The organism is Stutzerimonas stutzeri, assembly GCF_018138085.1.
Classification (GTDB): domain Bacteria; phylum Pseudomonadota; class Gammaproteobacteria; order Pseudomonadales; family Pseudomonadaceae; genus Stutzerimonas; species Stutzerimonas stutzeri_AI.
On the sequence record NZ_CP073105.1, the window covers coordinates 4425660 to 4441118 of the forward strand.

A 15459-nucleotide genomic window follows, 5' to 3' on the forward strand; every position below is an offset into this window, starting at 1 on the left:
AACGAGTGGCAACCAGGTTTCGGTGCCATAGAAAGCAGAACGCCGGCTTACGCCGGCGCTGGAAAACCCATCTCGGTTTACTGGCGAACGCCTTCCACCGAAATGATCAGATCGACCGTCTGGGACGCCGGGCCCAGATCCATCTTGATATCGAAATCTTTCAGTTTCAGCGTCGTGGTGCCTTCGAAGCCAGCGCGATAGCCGCCCCAAGGGTCCTTGCCTTCGCCGATGAACTTACCGGCGATCACCACCGGCTTGGTTACGCCGTTAAGCGTCAGGTTGCCGGTGATATCGGCGGTACCGTCGCCAGTCGACTTGACCGACGTGGATTCGAACGTGGCGGTCGGATGCTCGGAAACGTTGAGGAAGTCATCGCTGCGCAGATGCTTGTCGCGCTCGGCATGGTTCGTGTCGACACTTGCGGTCTGCAGAGTCACCTTGACCTTGCTCGCTTCTGGCTGGCTGGCGTCGAAGCTGAAGTTGCCATCGAACTCCTTGAAGCTACCCCAGACCCAGCTGTAGCCCAGATGGCTGATCTTGAAATTGACGAAGGCATGCTGGCCTTGGGTGTCGATCGCATAGTCCGCAGCGAAGACCTGGCTGGCGAGAAGCGACGAGCCCAGGGCCAATGCAGCAATGGTTTTCTTCAACATGATGTCTCCTTGAGTGATGGATATCAGGCTTCGGCACGGCCGAGCATTCGGTTGAGCGTCGCATCGCGATCGATGAAATGGTGTTTCAGCGCCGCCAATGCATGCACGCCGGAAAAAATCACCAGGCCCCAGGCGAGGTACTGGTGGACCAGGCCGGCGACGTCTTCCTGCTTGGGTATCGAGGTGATCGTTGCCGGCACCTCGAACCAACCAAACACGCTGATCGCACGTCCATCGGCAGTGGATATCAGGTAGCCGGAGATCATCACCGCGAACAGGCCGATGTAGAGAAGGCCGTGCCCCGCCTTGGTGGCCGAACGCGTGAACCGCCCGTGGTTCGCCAGCGGCGCCGGACCGGGGCTCAGGAATCGCCAGGCGACCCGGCATACCATCACTGCCAGAAGCAGCAGGCCAATGCTCCTGTGGATCTCGGGGGCGGTACGGTACCAGCTGCTGTAGTAGGTCAAGCCCACCATCCAGTAACCCAGCGTGAACAGCCCCACCACGCCGATCGCCACGAGCCAGTGCATCAGAATACTGACCAAGCCATAGTTACTGGATGAGTTTCGCCAATGCATGAAGATGCCTCGAAAATGAATGAGCCAAGCCTAACGACTAACAGATCGGAATGAATCTCGTTTTTTGTTTCAATTTATCGACCAGGCAGATAGATGGACGCTAGCTAAGCGCCATGGATGACTTCTGCTAGGCTGCGACGATTTTACGTGCAAAGGAGCGACCATGAGCCTGAACGACAGCTGGATGCAGCGTGACCTCTCCGTGCTCTGGCACCCCTGTACCCAGATGAAGGATCACGAGCAGTTGCCCTTGATTCCCATACGGCGTGGAGAGGGCGTCTGGCTGGAAGACTTCGACGGCAAACGCTATCTCGATGCGGTCAGCTCCTGGTGGGTCAACGTGTTCGGTCACGCCAACCCGTACATCAATCAGCGCATCAAGGACCAGCTCGATCAGCTCGAGCATGTAATGCTCGCCGGGTTCAGCCACCAGCCGGTTGTGGAACTGTCGGAGCGCCTGGTCAAGATTACCCCGGCCGGTCTCGATCGGGTGTTCTTCACCGATAACGGTTCGGCGGGCATCGAGGTCGCGCTGAAGATGAGCTTCCACTACTGGCGCAACTGCGGGCGGCCGGAGAAGCAGCGCTTCGTCACCTTGACCAACAGTTATCACGGCGAGACCGTGGCGGCCATGTCGGTGGGCGACGTTGCGCTGTTCACCGATACGTACAAGCCGTTATTGCTCGATACCTTCAAGGTACCCAGCCCGGATTGCTATCTGCGCCCCGACGGCGTGAGCTGGGAGGAACACTCGCGCCAGATGTTCGCGCACATGGAACAGACCCTGGCCGAGCACCATGATCAAATCGCTGCGGTGATCGTCGAGCCATTGATCCAGGGCGCTGGCGGCATGCGCATGTATCACCCGGTCTATCTCAAGCTGCTGCGCGAGGCCTGCGATCGCTACGACGTACACCTGATCCACGACGAAATCGCGGTCGGCTTCGGCCGCACCGGCACCCTGTTCGCCTGCGAGCAGGCGGGCATCACGCCCGATTTCCTGTGTCTGTCCAAGGCGCTCACCGGCGGTTACCTGCCGATGGCCGCGGTGCTGACGACCGACAGGATGTACCAGGCGTTCTACGACGACTACGCGACCTTGCGCGCCTTCCTGCATTCGCATACCTACACCGGCAACCCGTTGGCCTGCGCCGCGGCCCTGGCGACGCTGGACCTGTTCGAGCGCGACAACGTGATCGAAGCCAACAAAGGCCTGGCTGCTCGCATGGCCAGCGCCACAGCTCACCTGGCCGATCACCCCCATGTGGCCGAGGTTCGGCAGACCGGCATGGCCGTCGCGATCGAAATGGTGCAGGACAAGGCCAGCAAGACCGCCTATCCCTGGCAGGAGCGCCGCGGGCTCAAGGTCTATCAACATGCGCTGCAGCGTGGTGCCCTATTACGCCCGCTGGGCAGCGTGGTGTATTTCCTGCCCCCATATACCATCACGGAGGAAGAGATCGACTTCCTGGCCGAGGTCGCCAGCGAAGGCATCGATATCGCTACCCGCGCAGCGGTCAGCGTCTCCATCGCCGCGGGCGCGCCCGACGAGTTTCGCGATCCTGGTTAGTGTCACCGCGGGCCGCAGGCTTCAGGGTTTGCGGCTTAGGCGATAGACTGCCGCTCCTTTCTTTCGACCGTAGCATGCCCGATGCGCATATCCCGATTCTTCATCGACGCCCCACTCTCGCTTGGCCCGCAGGATCTGCCAGAGACCGCCGCGCACTACATCGGCCGGGTCCTGCGCCTGACGACTGGCGCCGCGGTCCAGCTGTTCGACGGCAGCGGGCATGAGTACCGCGGCGAGCTGGTCGAAGTCGGCAAGAAGCGAGTCACGGTCGATCTGCACGACAGGCTGCCCGGCCTGCCCGAGTCGAATCTACGTATACACCTCGGCCAGAGCCTGTCGCGGGGCGAGCGCATGGATTGGGCCATCCAGAAAGCCACGGAACTGGGCGCGGCCGAGATCACGCCAGTCATCAGCGAGCGCTGCGAAGTACGTCTGAATGAGGAGCGCGCGGACAAACGTCTGGCCCACTGGCGCCAGATCGCCATAAGCGCTTGCGAGCAGTGCGGCCGCTCGATCATCCCGATCATTCACCCGCCGATGCCCCTGAACAAGTGGCTGGCGGTAGAGGCGGCGCTCAAGCTGGTCCTGCACCCAGTGGCCGAACCGCTAACCGCGCATCAACGCCCCGCCACCCTGGCTGTCCTGATCGGTCCCGAAGGCGGCTTGAACGATACCGAAGTGGCCCAGGCACGTACCGCGGGATTCCAGCCCGCCCGCCTTGGCCCTCGGATCCTGCGCACCGAGACCGCCCCGGTGGTGGCGCTGAGCGTGGCGCAGCAGCTATGGGGTGATTTCCCACCCGAGCACTGAGTTTGCCGACACGCCACGGACGATCGCCGGGGCGTGCTGACCAGCTCGGTCAGATCAGCCCGGCGTCCGCCAGTTTCTGCTCCAGCGCCACCAGGTCCGGGATACGCGCTTGGGCGTCCCCAAAATTGACCGCATCCAACTCCAGCGGCGCCAATGCCACATCCGAACGTGCCAGGCTGGGGTCGACCTTGACCGATCGCGGAATACCCTGCACCAGCAGGGCGATGAACTTCACATGGTCGCGCCCACCCAGCGCGTTGAGTACCGCCACTCGCGCCTGCGGACCGATTTCGGGTTGCCCGCCTGACGCCGCCTCGAATGACAGCAACGGCAATCGCAGGTCGCGCCAGGGGACCTGACCCAGAAACCAGGATGGAGCCCCCTCGGTGGCGTGCGGTGCGCGATACGGGATCAATTCGGCGACAGCCACGTTGGGCAGCAGCAGCGTGCGATCGGCCAGCGGCACCAGTAGCCCGGTGATGCTGGTGGCAGTGTCCTGGGTAGTGACGGATTGACTCATGGGTTTTCCAAATGCAGAGCCGCAACGGGCGGTTTGGCCTGCTGGGCGAGATGAGTGACCAGCGCCTGGGCCAGTTCGCGCGGATCGCCACTGAACGAACTGTAGCCGCCCTCGCGAAGGCTGTCGGGCATACTCGAGCAGACGCAGGAGTCGGCACGCTGGGTCCAGACGCGCCCGCCCTGGCGCAACACGTAAGCTGCGGCGGCATTGCCGTCGCTGCCCATGCCACTGAATGCGATAACGCCGCAACGGCTGCCGAACTGCTGGGCCAGATTAAGCATCATCTGATCGATGGACGGGCTGTAGGGCTCCGGCCAGCTGCGCCCGCTGAGCAGCATGGCGCCATCCTTGCCGAAGCTCATTTCCTGAGCGACGGGTGCGATCACGACTTCGCCGCAGCGAACCGGGTCGTGCGCGCGACTCTGATTGACGCGCCACTGGCTATGGCGCCCTACGGCTTGCGACAGTGCCGATTCGAAGCTGGCCTCGATGTGCTGGGCGTAGACGAAGCCAATCGGCAAGCCCTCGGGCAATGCATCGAGAAACGCCTTCACCGCCTCGGGACCGCCCAGCGATGCCGCCAGCAACCAGACTTCGGCAGCCGGCTCGCCTGCGACCGACTCAGCGGCCAGTAACGCGCTGGGCAGCTCTAGAGGCTTCGGCCGCTCTGCTTCCTCGCGCAGCCCTTCAAGACGCGGGCCCACGACCCGGGACGGATCCCCCACCAGGCGTTTCAACTTACCGAACAAGCGGCGCTCCCAACGTGGATAGTGCTCGGAATGACGCTCGGGCGCGTGCCCTTCACCGAACAGAACCGGGCAGCTGTCCCGCTCTAGCAGTGCGTTGACAAGCGGGGAGTCTTCTGTCTGGGCCAGATCGACCAACCAAAGATCGGCCTCCACCGCCAGCAGATCCGCCTCCTGCAACCGGGCCGGATCGCTATTTAGAACCACCTTGTAGCCGTTGCCGCTCAGCGCTTGCTGCAGCACGTGCCGCTGCAGCGAGGTGTCGGCGATCACGCCGATGCGTGCGGTCGACAATTCAGTCATGGCGCTTGACCAGTTGCTGGATCGCCTCGAGCAGCAGCGACTCCTGGTATGGCTTGCCGAGGTATTCGTTGACGCCGATGGCCATTGCGCGGTCCCTGTGCTTTTCCCCGGTTCGCGAGGTGATCATGATGATTGGCAGGTCCTTCAGGTGCTCATCGTGACGCACCAGCGTGGCCACTTCGAAACCGTCCATACGTGGCATCTCGATGTCCAGCAGCATGATGTCCGGTTTGCGCTCCTGCAGTTGGGTGATCGCGTCGACGCCATCCTTGGCCGTCAGAACATTCATACCGTTGCGTTCGAGCAGCCGGCTGGTGACCTTGCGCACGGTCACCGAGTCGTCCACGACCATGACCAGCGTTGGCCGATCGACCTCGATCTCGGCCGGCTCGTCTTCGCCGAGCAGACGCAACGGCTGCTGCTGCGTGAGCAGATGTGCATGCAGTACGCGGATGGTCGCGAGCAGGTCGAGAATCACCACCACGCGGCCATCACCGAGAATAGTCGCGCCGGAAATACCCGGCACCGTAGCGAACTGTGGCCCCAGGCTTTTCACCACGATCTCGCGGGAGCCGGCCAGGCTATCGACCTGCACCGCCACGCTGTGCTCGTTGGAGCGCACCAGAATCACCGGCAGCGGCAGGCTCTGGCCAACCAGCTTGGGCCGTTGGCCGTTGTTCAGCAGCTCACCGAGATAACGCAGCTCATAGGTTTGCCCCGCGTACTCGAAGCGCGACGCGCCCGGCTGATAGTAGGCTTCCAGCTCATAGGGGGAGACCCGCACGATGCCTTCGATGGTGTTGAGCGGAATCGCATAGAGATCCTCGCCGGAATAGACCATCAGCGCCCGGTTGACCGACACGGTGAACGGCAGGCGGATCAGGAAGCGCGTACCGCTGCCGAGCTTGGACTCGATACTCATCGAGCCGCCGAGCTGCTTGACCTCCGAGTGCACCACGTCCATGCCTACACCGCGGCCGGAAATCTGTGTGACCTGCTCGGCCGTGGAGAACCCCGCCTCGAGAATGAACTGCAGCACTTCATGGTCCGACAGGTCGCTGCCGGGCAACATCAGGCCACGCTCGATCGCCTTGCGGCGAACGGCTTCAAGATTGATACCGGCGCCGTCGTCGCTCAGCGACAGGACGATGTCGCCGCCCTCGCGGCTCAGATCCAGGCGAATATTGCCCTGCTCCGGCTTGCCCGCCGCCACGCGCTTGGCCGCGTGCTCGACGCCATGATCCACGGCGTTGCGGAGCATGTGCTCCAACGGCGCGACGATGCGCTCGAGCACGCTGCGGTCCATTTCCCCTGTCGCGTTGCCCACATGGAATTCGACTTGCTTGCCCAGCTCGCTGGCGACTTGCCGCACGATCCGCCGCAGACGCGGCACGAGGCGGTCGAACGGCACCATGCGGGTGCGCATCAGCCCTTCCTGGAGCTCGGTGTTGACCCGCGCCTGCTGCAACAGCAAGGTTTCGGCGTCACGATTGCGCGCAGCCAGGGTTTCCTTCAGGTCCAGCAAGTCGGAAGCGGATTCGAACAGCGCGCGCGAAAGCTGCTGGAGCTGGGAGTGACGGTCCATTTCCAGCGGGTCGAAGTCATCATAGCCGGCACGCTCGGCCTCGGCCTGATAGCGGCTGAGGATCTGCGCCTGCGTTTCGGTATCCAGCCGTCGCAACTGGTCGCGCACACGTTCGATGGTCGCTTCCATTTCGCCCAGGGTGAAGCCGACGTCACTGACCTGCTGCTCGACTCGACCACGAAAGATCGAGGTTTCGCCAGCCAGGTTGACCAAGCCCTCGAGCAGGTCGGCAGGAACTTTCACCAGTTCCTGCGGCGCGCGGCGGGATGCGGCGTCCAGAGCAGCCTGTTCGGCACGACGGATGAAAGGCAGGACTTTGGCCGGCGCCGCGACGTTCTGCCGTTGCGCGCTGGCCGCCAGGATAGGAGTTTCCAGGACGACCACCGAGGCGTCGGGACCAGGCGCCTGGGGACTTTCCGGCGGTTGCTCGGGCGCCGCGATGACTGCGTCGCTGGCGAGCCGCGAACGCATCGCTTCCACTTCCTTGAGCAGCGCGTCGTAACCGCCCTGCACGTCCAAAAACAGGCTGTCCGTCCAGGGGCCACCCTGCAGTTGCGCTTCGCTCAGGCGCTGTTCCAGATCGTGGGCCATGTCGCCCAGGTGACCCTGGCCGGCCAAGCGTGCACCACCCTTGAGCGTATGCAGCACCCGCATCATGTCGGTGATCGGCGCAGCGCTATCGCGCGAGGCCTCCCAGCGCCCGAGCGACGTCTCCATCTCCTCGAGCAGGTCATCGGCCTCCTCGATGAAAATGTCGAGAATTTCAGCCTCGGCCGTATCCTGAGCGGCGGTCAGCGCAACACTGCTGGGGATGCTCAGCTGCTCGTCAGGATTGGCCCGGAACTGACCGATGGTTTCGATCAGGTCCTGCCCGCTGGGCAGCGCCCGATAAGCACGCACCGCGTCGAGCATCGCAGCCAGCCGGTCATGGCAGCTCTGCAACAGGACGAACAAAGCAGGACTCGCACGGTAATTGCCGGCGCACAGCCCCTCATAGAGGTACTCGAGTTCATGCGCCAGATCGCCGATCTCGCGTATGTCGGCCATCCGCGCGCCGCCTTTGAGCGTATGCAGGTCACGCTGTAGCGCTTCGATCTCAAAGCTGTTGTCGACGTCGTCCATCCAGCGCTGCAATGAGGCCCCGGCACGCTCGATGATGTCGAAGCCTTCCTCGAGGAAGATTTCTACCAGCTCGGGATCCCGGTTGTCCCAATCGGTGGCTTCGGGCGCGCCGGACTCCATTGCAGGATGCGCAGCTTCGGAACCGGCAGACTCGATCGCCGCAGGTTCCAGCGGTGCTGACGGGTCCTCCGCCGAATCCTCCAGGGCGATACCATTGGCCTCCGTCGGCGCGCACTCGGCCTGCTCGAACTCAGCGTCGGTCGGGGCGTCATCGGGAACATCACTCGCACCGGGTACGAGAGAGATCTCATCATCCATGTCGGCCAATGCCGAGGGCTCAGCGTCGCCGACTTCAAGTTCCGCAGCGGAAATAGCCTCGGCCGCACCCACCTCGCTCGGCCCGAAGGCATCGCCGCCCAAGCTCGGCCGAATGCCCTGGCGATAGGCGCGAATCTCTTCGATCAGCGTCGCGGCGGCATCCATCGGCTTATGTGCCTGAAGTTGCTCCAGCTGCACCGCCAACTGGTCGTGGCTGCGCTGAAGCAGCCTGGCGAGATCCTCCGTGTGGACATAGCGGCCGTCGGAAAGCCCCTCGTAGAGGGTTTCGAGCTCATGGGCCAGATCGCCGATCGGGCGGACTTCCGCCATCCGCGCGCCACCCTTGAGCGTGTGCAGATCGCGCAGCAGTGCCGAGAGCGCTAGCTGATTGGCAGGGTCACCAAGCCAGCGCTCCAGCGCGGCGCCGGCGCTTTCAAGCAGATCGACGGCTTCGTCGAGAAAAATATCGACCATTTCCTCGTCGAGTGCGTTGTGCTCCGCATGAGGCTCCGCAGGCCAGGCTTCGGCTTCGGCTTCGGCTTCGGCTTCGGCTTCGGCTTCGGCTTCGGCTTCGGTTGTATGCTCGGTGACGTCATCGATCGCAACGCTATCGGCAAGGGCATAAGGCTGCAGGTCTTCGCCTGGCAGTTCATAGACCTGCGGGTCGATCGCCTCGCTGAGTAACGCTTCGAGGCGAGCCACCAACTCGGGCTGACCGGTGACCTGCAGACCGGCCGCAACCTGATCCATCATGCCGACCAGCGCCTCATGGCCTTGTTCGACGCCATCAAAGAAGCGTGCACTGACCGCGAGACGGCCGTCCTGCACCACCGCGTAGAGATCGAGCAGAACCTGACAAAGCGCATCGATCTGCGGCAGATCGGCCATCTGCGCACCGAGGCCGAGCGTCGTCAGCTCCTCCAGCAGCGCCGACAACTCCTGGCGCTCGGCTGGGTGCTCGCGCCAGCTATGCAGCAAGTCCTCGGCGTCCAGCAGGATGTTCATGCCTTCGGAGAGAAACAGCGCAATCATCCCCGGGTCGCGCGGCTCGCCCTGTTCGCTGTTGGCACGCTCACTGACGTCCGCCAACCGAGCTTGATGCAGGACATGAACCCGGGCGATGAACGCTTCGGCACCTTCTATCGGCGCCAGCGGATCGTGCTCGAGATTCTCGAGTCCGCGACGCAGCAGCTGCTCGGCAGCCTGAATCAGCTCGGCCTCGGCCAGATCCATCGGAATAAGGTTGGCCTTGAACTCCTTGACCATTTTCTCCAGCGGCGTGGCAATCTCCGCCACCGGCAGGATGCCTGCCATATGCGCGCTGCCCTTGAGGGTGTGCAGCGCCCGTTGCAAGGCATCAGTCACCGGTTGCGGCAGGCGTTGCGCACAGTCGGCGAGGTAGTCGACCAAGGTGGTGAGATGGGCTTCAGCCTCGTTGCGGAAGATCTCCAGCAGCTGCGGATCCAGGGGATCCTCGACCGCCGGTGCCGCCGCTGGCTCGTCAACCGTGACACCGCCCGACGGCTCCGGATCGGTCGGCAGCCCTTTCGCCAGAGCGTGCGCGTTCGCGGCGAGCCGGTCGACATCATCGCGCTGACGCTGCGCCTTGGCGGCAAATTCCTCGACCAGCACGGGCATCAGGGCAACCACATCGGTGACCAGCTTGCGTACCGGCTCGCTCGGTTCGATGCTGCGATCGAGCACGCGGTTGAGCAGATTTTCGACCGACCAGGCCAGTTCGCCGATGATCAATGCGCGCACCATGCGCCCACTGCCCTTGAGGGTATGGAAGGCTCGCCGCACCTCGCCGAGCGCGTCCTTGTCGGCAGTGTCGGCGCACCAGCGCGGCAGGTACTCGCCGATGGTCTCGAGCACCTCGGCGGCCTCCTCGATGAACACTTCGAGCAGGTCGTCATCGACCGGTTCCTCGCCCTCGGGTGGTGGTAGCAAACTCGGCGGGACGTGCTGCGCAGGCGGGTTGATCGAACTGACCGGCGCGGCCATCACATCTTCCATGGTCAGCGCCGGTTCGGCGGCAACCGATTGCTCCACCCGCTCAGGCAACTCAACCTCGGGCATGTCGAGTTCGGCCATTTCGGCCTCGCTCCATTCCAAGGTAAGGCCCTGCAGCGGCTCGTCGGCAGGCGACTCGTCGATATCGATATCCGGCGATGACGCATCAGCCTCTTCAGGTGCAGGCATTTCGGTTACGGGCTCTTCGGTGAGTTCGAGCCACTCCGCCGATACGGCTGACGATGCGGACTCGGCGTCATCGCCGTCTGCCGTACCTTGCTCGTCAGCCATCCACTCAAGGACGAGGTCCGGCTCGTCCAGGTCCGGCTCGTCGAGCGTCGCCTCGTCGGCGCTGAGTTCGTCAGATTCTTCCGGCCGCTGCGCAGGCGCGGAATCCGACGCAGGCTCCGGCAGCAGGACTTCGATCTCATCCAGCGGATCGTGCAGCTCCAGGCTCGCCTCGGTACCTATCTGATCGGCCTGATCGGCGGCCGTCGGGGCCGGCTCACGTAGCGGGTACCCCAGCGCCTGCAAGCTTTCTTCGGCAACGTCGAGAATTAGATCGCCTTGCGAGCCGCAGTCTTCGCTGAGGCGCTCGAGGTAGTACTCGACGCTGGTGATGGCATCGGCGAGGGTATCCAGGCTCTGCCAGTCCGGAATCGCCTGCTGCGCAAGCAATTGTTCCTGAATATAGCGGTTGCAGGCGTCCAGCAATGCGGCGGCACGTGCCAGCGGAACCATGGCCAACCCACCGCGTGACTGGGTCAGAAGCTCGGGTACGCGCGCCAGGTGCTGATGGTTCCACTGGGAGGCGATGAATTCGATGATCGCGTCCTTGGCCTGCTCCAGGCCAGTCCTCGCCTCGCGAATCACCAGGCGATGAATCTGCGCCACGTCGGTGGTGGGCAGATGGCTCTCTTCGCCCCGCTCATCAGATGTACCGCCCACCATGCCGGCCAACGTCGCCTCGACATACAGCAATGCACCTGCGACATCCATCAGCGCCGCGTCGTCAGGCTGCCGCTGCCCTTGAGCCAGGGCTTCGATCACGCCGATCTGATCGAGCACGATCCGCCGGGGCTGACCGAAACCCAGCACGGCGAGCGTATCGGCGATCTGCTTGAGCGGCGGCTGCAACGCGCCAAGCTCGGCCAGCCCAAGGCGATCACTGCGCACGAACAGGTCCAGGCTGTCCTTGACTCGAACCAGCTCCTCGCACAGAGCGCCCACGACCGAGCGCATCGCTCCTCGGTCCGGACCCGACAGCTGGGCGCGCTCTTGATCGACCAGGGTACTGTCCGGCAACGCATCATCCAGGCTGTATTCGGCTTTCAGCGCCTTGATGCGTGGGGACTCGGTCGGTGCCTTGGCTATGTAGAAGAGCAGGTTCTTGATCAGCTCGTCAGGTGCAGGCTGGTTGATCCCGTCGGCGCCCTGGGCAACGAGGCGCTTGAGCTCCTTGTCGACCTGACGCAGCAGGTTCCGAACCGTGGTGCCGTTTGCGACTGCTCCGCTGGCGAGCCCCTCGACCACACCCGATGCGATCTGCCACAACGCGCCCAACGGCGCTTCCTTGCAGAGCATTTCCAAACGCGCGAAGACCCGCGCCATGTAACCCAGATTGGTCGGCAGATCCTGATTGCGGATGACGCCGACCAATGCGACCTGCAGCATCTGTCGCAGTTTGCGAAGCAGCCCCGGGAGTTCTTCGGTCTGTCTCTGAGCCAGAAATTCATGGGAAAGCGCGGGCGCGCGGGCAGACATGTCGGGTGAGAACAGGCTGGTTTCCGACAGCAGCTTCTCGCCCCGTGCGGCGCGTAGATCGTTGAGCAGGGGCAGCACGACCATGGGCAGATCGCGACGGGCGCTCTGGATACGATCCAGATACACCGGCATCTGCAGGATGGCCTGCATGAGCACTTCCAGCGCTTCGTTCTGATTGGCAACGGCCCCGTCCATCAAGGCACGGGCAAGTTGCTCCATTTCCTCGGCGAGCAGTGCTGCACCATAGAACTCGACCATCTGCAGGGTGCCATGCACCTGATGCACATAGGTCAGACAGAAGCGCATCCGCGTCGAGTCTTGCGGGTTTTCGACGAACGCTTCCAAGGCCTGCCGCGCCTGCTTCAGCGTTTCGGCAATTTCGCCTTTCACCCACTCCAGGGCGACATAATCGTGCCGATCACCCATAGCGACTCCGCTCATAAACTTTTCCGGATAAAGGCCAGAACCTGACTATCAGCCACGGGCGTCAGCTCCGGGTGCTGCCAGCCGACCACTTCACCTGCGCCGATTACCAACAAGCCCCCCGGCACCAGGCGTTCGACCAGGCGATTGAGGATTTCGCGGCGGCGCCAGCGACGGAAGTAGATCAACAGGTTCTGACAAAAAATGACGTCCATATCGGACATTGGCGCGCCAGCCAGCTCCAGGACATTAAGCCTGGCAAAGCAAACACGGGACGCCAGACTCGGTATTACCTGGAATCGGTCGTCCGCACACTGCTGGAAATATCGATTGCGCAGGTCGGGAACCACCTGTTCGAGGCGCCGCTGGCTGTACAAGCCCTCGCGCGAACGCGCCAAGGCGCTGAGGCTGATGTCGGTACCGATCACACCAAACGTCGCCTCGGCTTGCCCATGGTCCAGCGCCTCGGCGGCGCAGATCGCGAGCGAGTAGGTTTCCTCGCCGCTGGCACATCCCACGCTCCATAACGACCAGGGCCGCTCCGCGTGATCACGCGACTCGTGGCGCTGCCGCATATAGTCACTAAGCAGCGCGAACGACGGTGGGTGGCGAAAGAAGCGCGTTTCCTGAACTGTCAGGCGATCCATCAGGGTCGACCATTCCACCGCGCCCCGGGGACCGTCGGTCACCTGGCGATAGTAGCTGGCATAGTCAGTCACTCCGATTTCGCGCATGCGACTGCTCAGGTTCGCCTGGAGGAACGTTCGACGCTGCTCGGTAACCACGAGGCCCGAGCGCTCTTCGAGCAAGGCCTGCCAGTCGTTAAATTCGGCTGACGACATATCGGCCAAGGGTCTCAATGACCAGTCAACACTTGGCTGCATGCCCTGCCCCTTACTCGTGAACGTCTACGGCAGCCATGGCTGGCTGCCGTGCTCTCATCAGGCCTGGTCCTGCGTCGTCGGCAACGTGAAGCCGGATACCGAGTGACGCATTTCATTGGCCATCTTCGCGAGGTTACCAATGCTCTTCGCAGTGGCGGTGGTGCCTGACGATGTCTGCGACGTGATTTCCTGAATGACGTTCATGGTATTGGAGATATGGCCGGCCGACGAAGCCTGCTGCCGCGCGGCGTTGGAAATGTTCTGGATGAGTGCCGCCAGGCTCTTGGATACCTTCTCGATCTCTTCCAGCGCGACACCGGCGTCCTGAGCCAGACGCGCCCCACGTACCACTTCGGAGGTCGTCTGCTCCATCGAGATTACCGCTTCATTGGTATCCGTCTGAATCGTCTTGACCAGCGCCTCGATCTGCTTGGTCGCCGCAGACGAGCGTTCCGCAAGCCGCTGCACCTCGTCCGCAACCACGGCGAAGCCTCGGCCCGCATCGCCGGCCATAGAGGCCTGAATGGCCGCGTTCAACGCGAGGATGTTGGTCTGATCGGCAATGTCATTGATCAGGCTGACGATGTCACCGATCTCCTGGGACGATTCACCCAGACGCTTGATGCGCTTGGAGGTGTCCTGGATCTGTTCACGGATGTTATCCATGCCGGTGATGGTGTTGTGCACCACTTCGTTGCCCTTGTTGGCGATTGCTACCGAGCGCTCGGCTACCGCGGAGGATTCGGCGGCGTTGGCCGATACCTGGTCAATCGAAACGGCCATCTCGTTGATCGCCGCAGACGCCCCGGCGATTTCCTGGGCCTGGTGTTCGGAAGCCTCGGCCAGGTGCATGGCGGTCGCCTGGGTTTCCTGCGCAGCACCGGACACCTGTACGGCCGTCTGGTTGATCGTTTCGACCAGATCACGCAGCTGGTCGATGGAGTAGTTGATCGAGTCGGCGATGGCACCCGTGAAGTCTTCGGTCACGGTTGCCGCCACCGTCAGGTCACCGTCCGCCAGGTCGCCGATTTCGTCGAGCAGTCGTAGAATCGCCGTCTGGTTACGCTCGTTCTTTTCGGCCGTCTCGCTCAACCGACGGCGGGTTTCCTGAACCATGACCAGGCCGATCAACAGGATCGAGGCCAGCGCCAGCGCACCGAGCACATAACCGGCCAGCGCGTTGACGTATCGAGCGTCCGCACGGCTCTGAAGGCCCTGAGTCAGCGCCGATGTCTTGTCCAGCAGGGTCTGCGAGACCTCGAAAATGCTGTTCGACGACTCGCGCACCTGGAACAGTTCCGGTGAGGTTTCAAGAATCTCGTCCACCGAGCCGGATACGAACTGGAACAGCTCGGAAATCGCAGCCAGACGATCCAGCGCTTCGGCGTCGTTTACCCGGCTGATGCCCATGGCTTCGTTGCCCTCGAGCATCGCGCTGAGCACACGACCGAACAAACTCGCATCACGCCCGAACATGTCGGCAGCCTGCACGGAGTCCTGGTCACCGGAAAGCACCTTGTTCACAGAGCCCAGAATCCGCTCCGCCAGAAGCGACTGCCGCTGCGCCACGGACACCTGAGCGGCTGGTGCACCGCTTTCCAGCAGAATGTCCACTACTTCCTCGTACTCGACCTGCAGCTGAGGAATGGTTTCGGCCAGGGTTGCCGCGACCTGATGCAGCGACAGTACCGTTTGCTTACTGGCAAGAATCGCGTCGGTGTTCTGACGCAAGGTGTCCCAGTCTTGCTGCACCGCGGCGACTTCGGCCTGTAGCGACTGAGGAACCGCTGGCAAACCGATGCGCTCATCACCTTCGGAGAGGTAACCCCAACGCTCGCTGAAGTCGTTGCGTGCCTCTTTCAGCGAGTCGAACGCTTCCGCGGTACCGGCGGCCGCCTCTACGGCGTTCTTTGCGATGCGCTGAGACAGAACTCGCAGCTCGCCTGCGTGTCCGATGTATTCGTTGTCATAGTCGGCTTGAGTATTGATGTACGCGAAGTTCACGAACAGCAACACCATCGACACGATCAGAAGGATAAACAGCCCGGCGATCAACGTATTGCTACGTACCCCAGCCAGCAGTGCATTCGCGTTCATTTTTTTCATTTTTTCCGGCCCCCGCCTGGACCACCCGTACGTTTCCTTCCAAGAACCAAAAGGCCGGCATCAG

General features: G+C 62.8%; 9 protein-coding genes. 2 read left to right on the forward strand and 7 right to left on the reverse strand.

Translation table 11 applies throughout. The annotated features are described in order from the left end of the window. Positions 1–77: 77 nt before the first annotated feature. Entirely contained in the window at positions 78–653 is a 576-nt protein-coding gene (locus KCX70_RS20285) for a YceI family protein (protein ID WP_102846876.1), read from the reverse strand. Between the two features lie 23 nt (positions 654–676). After that, the gene (locus KCX70_RS20290; RefSeq protein ID WP_212618625.1) at positions 677–1231 is read right to left on the reverse strand and encodes a cytochrome b; all 555 of its coding nucleotides are present in this window, start codon (positions 1229–1231) and stop codon (positions 677–679) included. Between the two features lie 163 nt (positions 1232–1394). Between KCX70_RS20290 and KCX70_RS20295 the strand changes: the two genes are divergently transcribed. Next, a complete protein-coding gene (locus tag KCX70_RS20295) occupies positions 1395–2801 on the forward strand; it encodes an adenosylmethionine--8-amino-7-oxononanoate transaminase (RefSeq protein ID WP_212618626.1) in 1407 nt (468 codons plus the stop codon). An 81-nt stretch (positions 2802–2882) separates the two neighbouring features. After that, positions 2883–3611 (forward strand): 16S rRNA (uracil(1498)-N(3))-methyltransferase, encoded by a 729-nt coding sequence (locus tag KCX70_RS20300; RefSeq protein WP_212618627.1) that lies wholly within the window; start codon positions 2883–2885, stop codon positions 3609–3611. Between the two features lie 49 nt (positions 3612–3660). Here KCX70_RS20300 and KCX70_RS20305 read toward each other — a convergent pair whose 3' ends face one another. Genes KCX70_RS20305 through KCX70_RS20325 form a run of 5 tightly spaced genes read right to left on the reverse strand, consistent with a single transcriptional unit; the run spans position 3661 to position 15395 of the window. Beyond that, positions 3661–4131, reverse strand: a complete 471-nt coding sequence (locus KCX70_RS20305; RefSeq protein WP_021206015.1) for a chemotaxis protein CheW — start codon at positions 4129–4131, stop codon at positions 3661–3663. Continuing rightward, on the reverse strand, positions 4128–5180 hold the full coding sequence (locus KCX70_RS20310) for a chemotaxis protein CheB (RefSeq protein ID WP_212618628.1): 1053 nt from the start codon (positions 5178–5180) through the stop codon (positions 4128–4130). Before KCX70_RS20310 ends, KCX70_RS20305 begins: the two co-directional genes overlap by 4 nt. After that, a complete protein-coding gene (locus tag KCX70_RS20315) occupies positions 5173–12408 on the reverse strand; it encodes an Hpt domain-containing protein (protein WP_212620397.1) in 7236 nt (2411 codons plus the stop codon). The genes KCX70_RS20310 and KCX70_RS20315 overlap by 8 nt, the downstream gene beginning before the upstream one ends. Before the next feature lie 11 nt (positions 12409–12419). Further along, complete coding sequence (locus KCX70_RS20320) at positions 12420–13289, reverse strand: protein-glutamate O-methyltransferase (protein ID WP_212618629.1); 870 nt, start codon at positions 13287–13289, stop codon at positions 12420–12422. Between the two features lie 57 nt (positions 13290–13346). Next, positions 13347–15395: a methyl-accepting chemotaxis protein gene (locus tag KCX70_RS20325; protein ID WP_021206019.1), complete on the reverse strand. Its 2049-nt coding sequence runs from the start codon at positions 15393–15395 to the stop codon at positions 13347–13349. Positions 15396–15459: the final 64 nt, after the last annotated feature.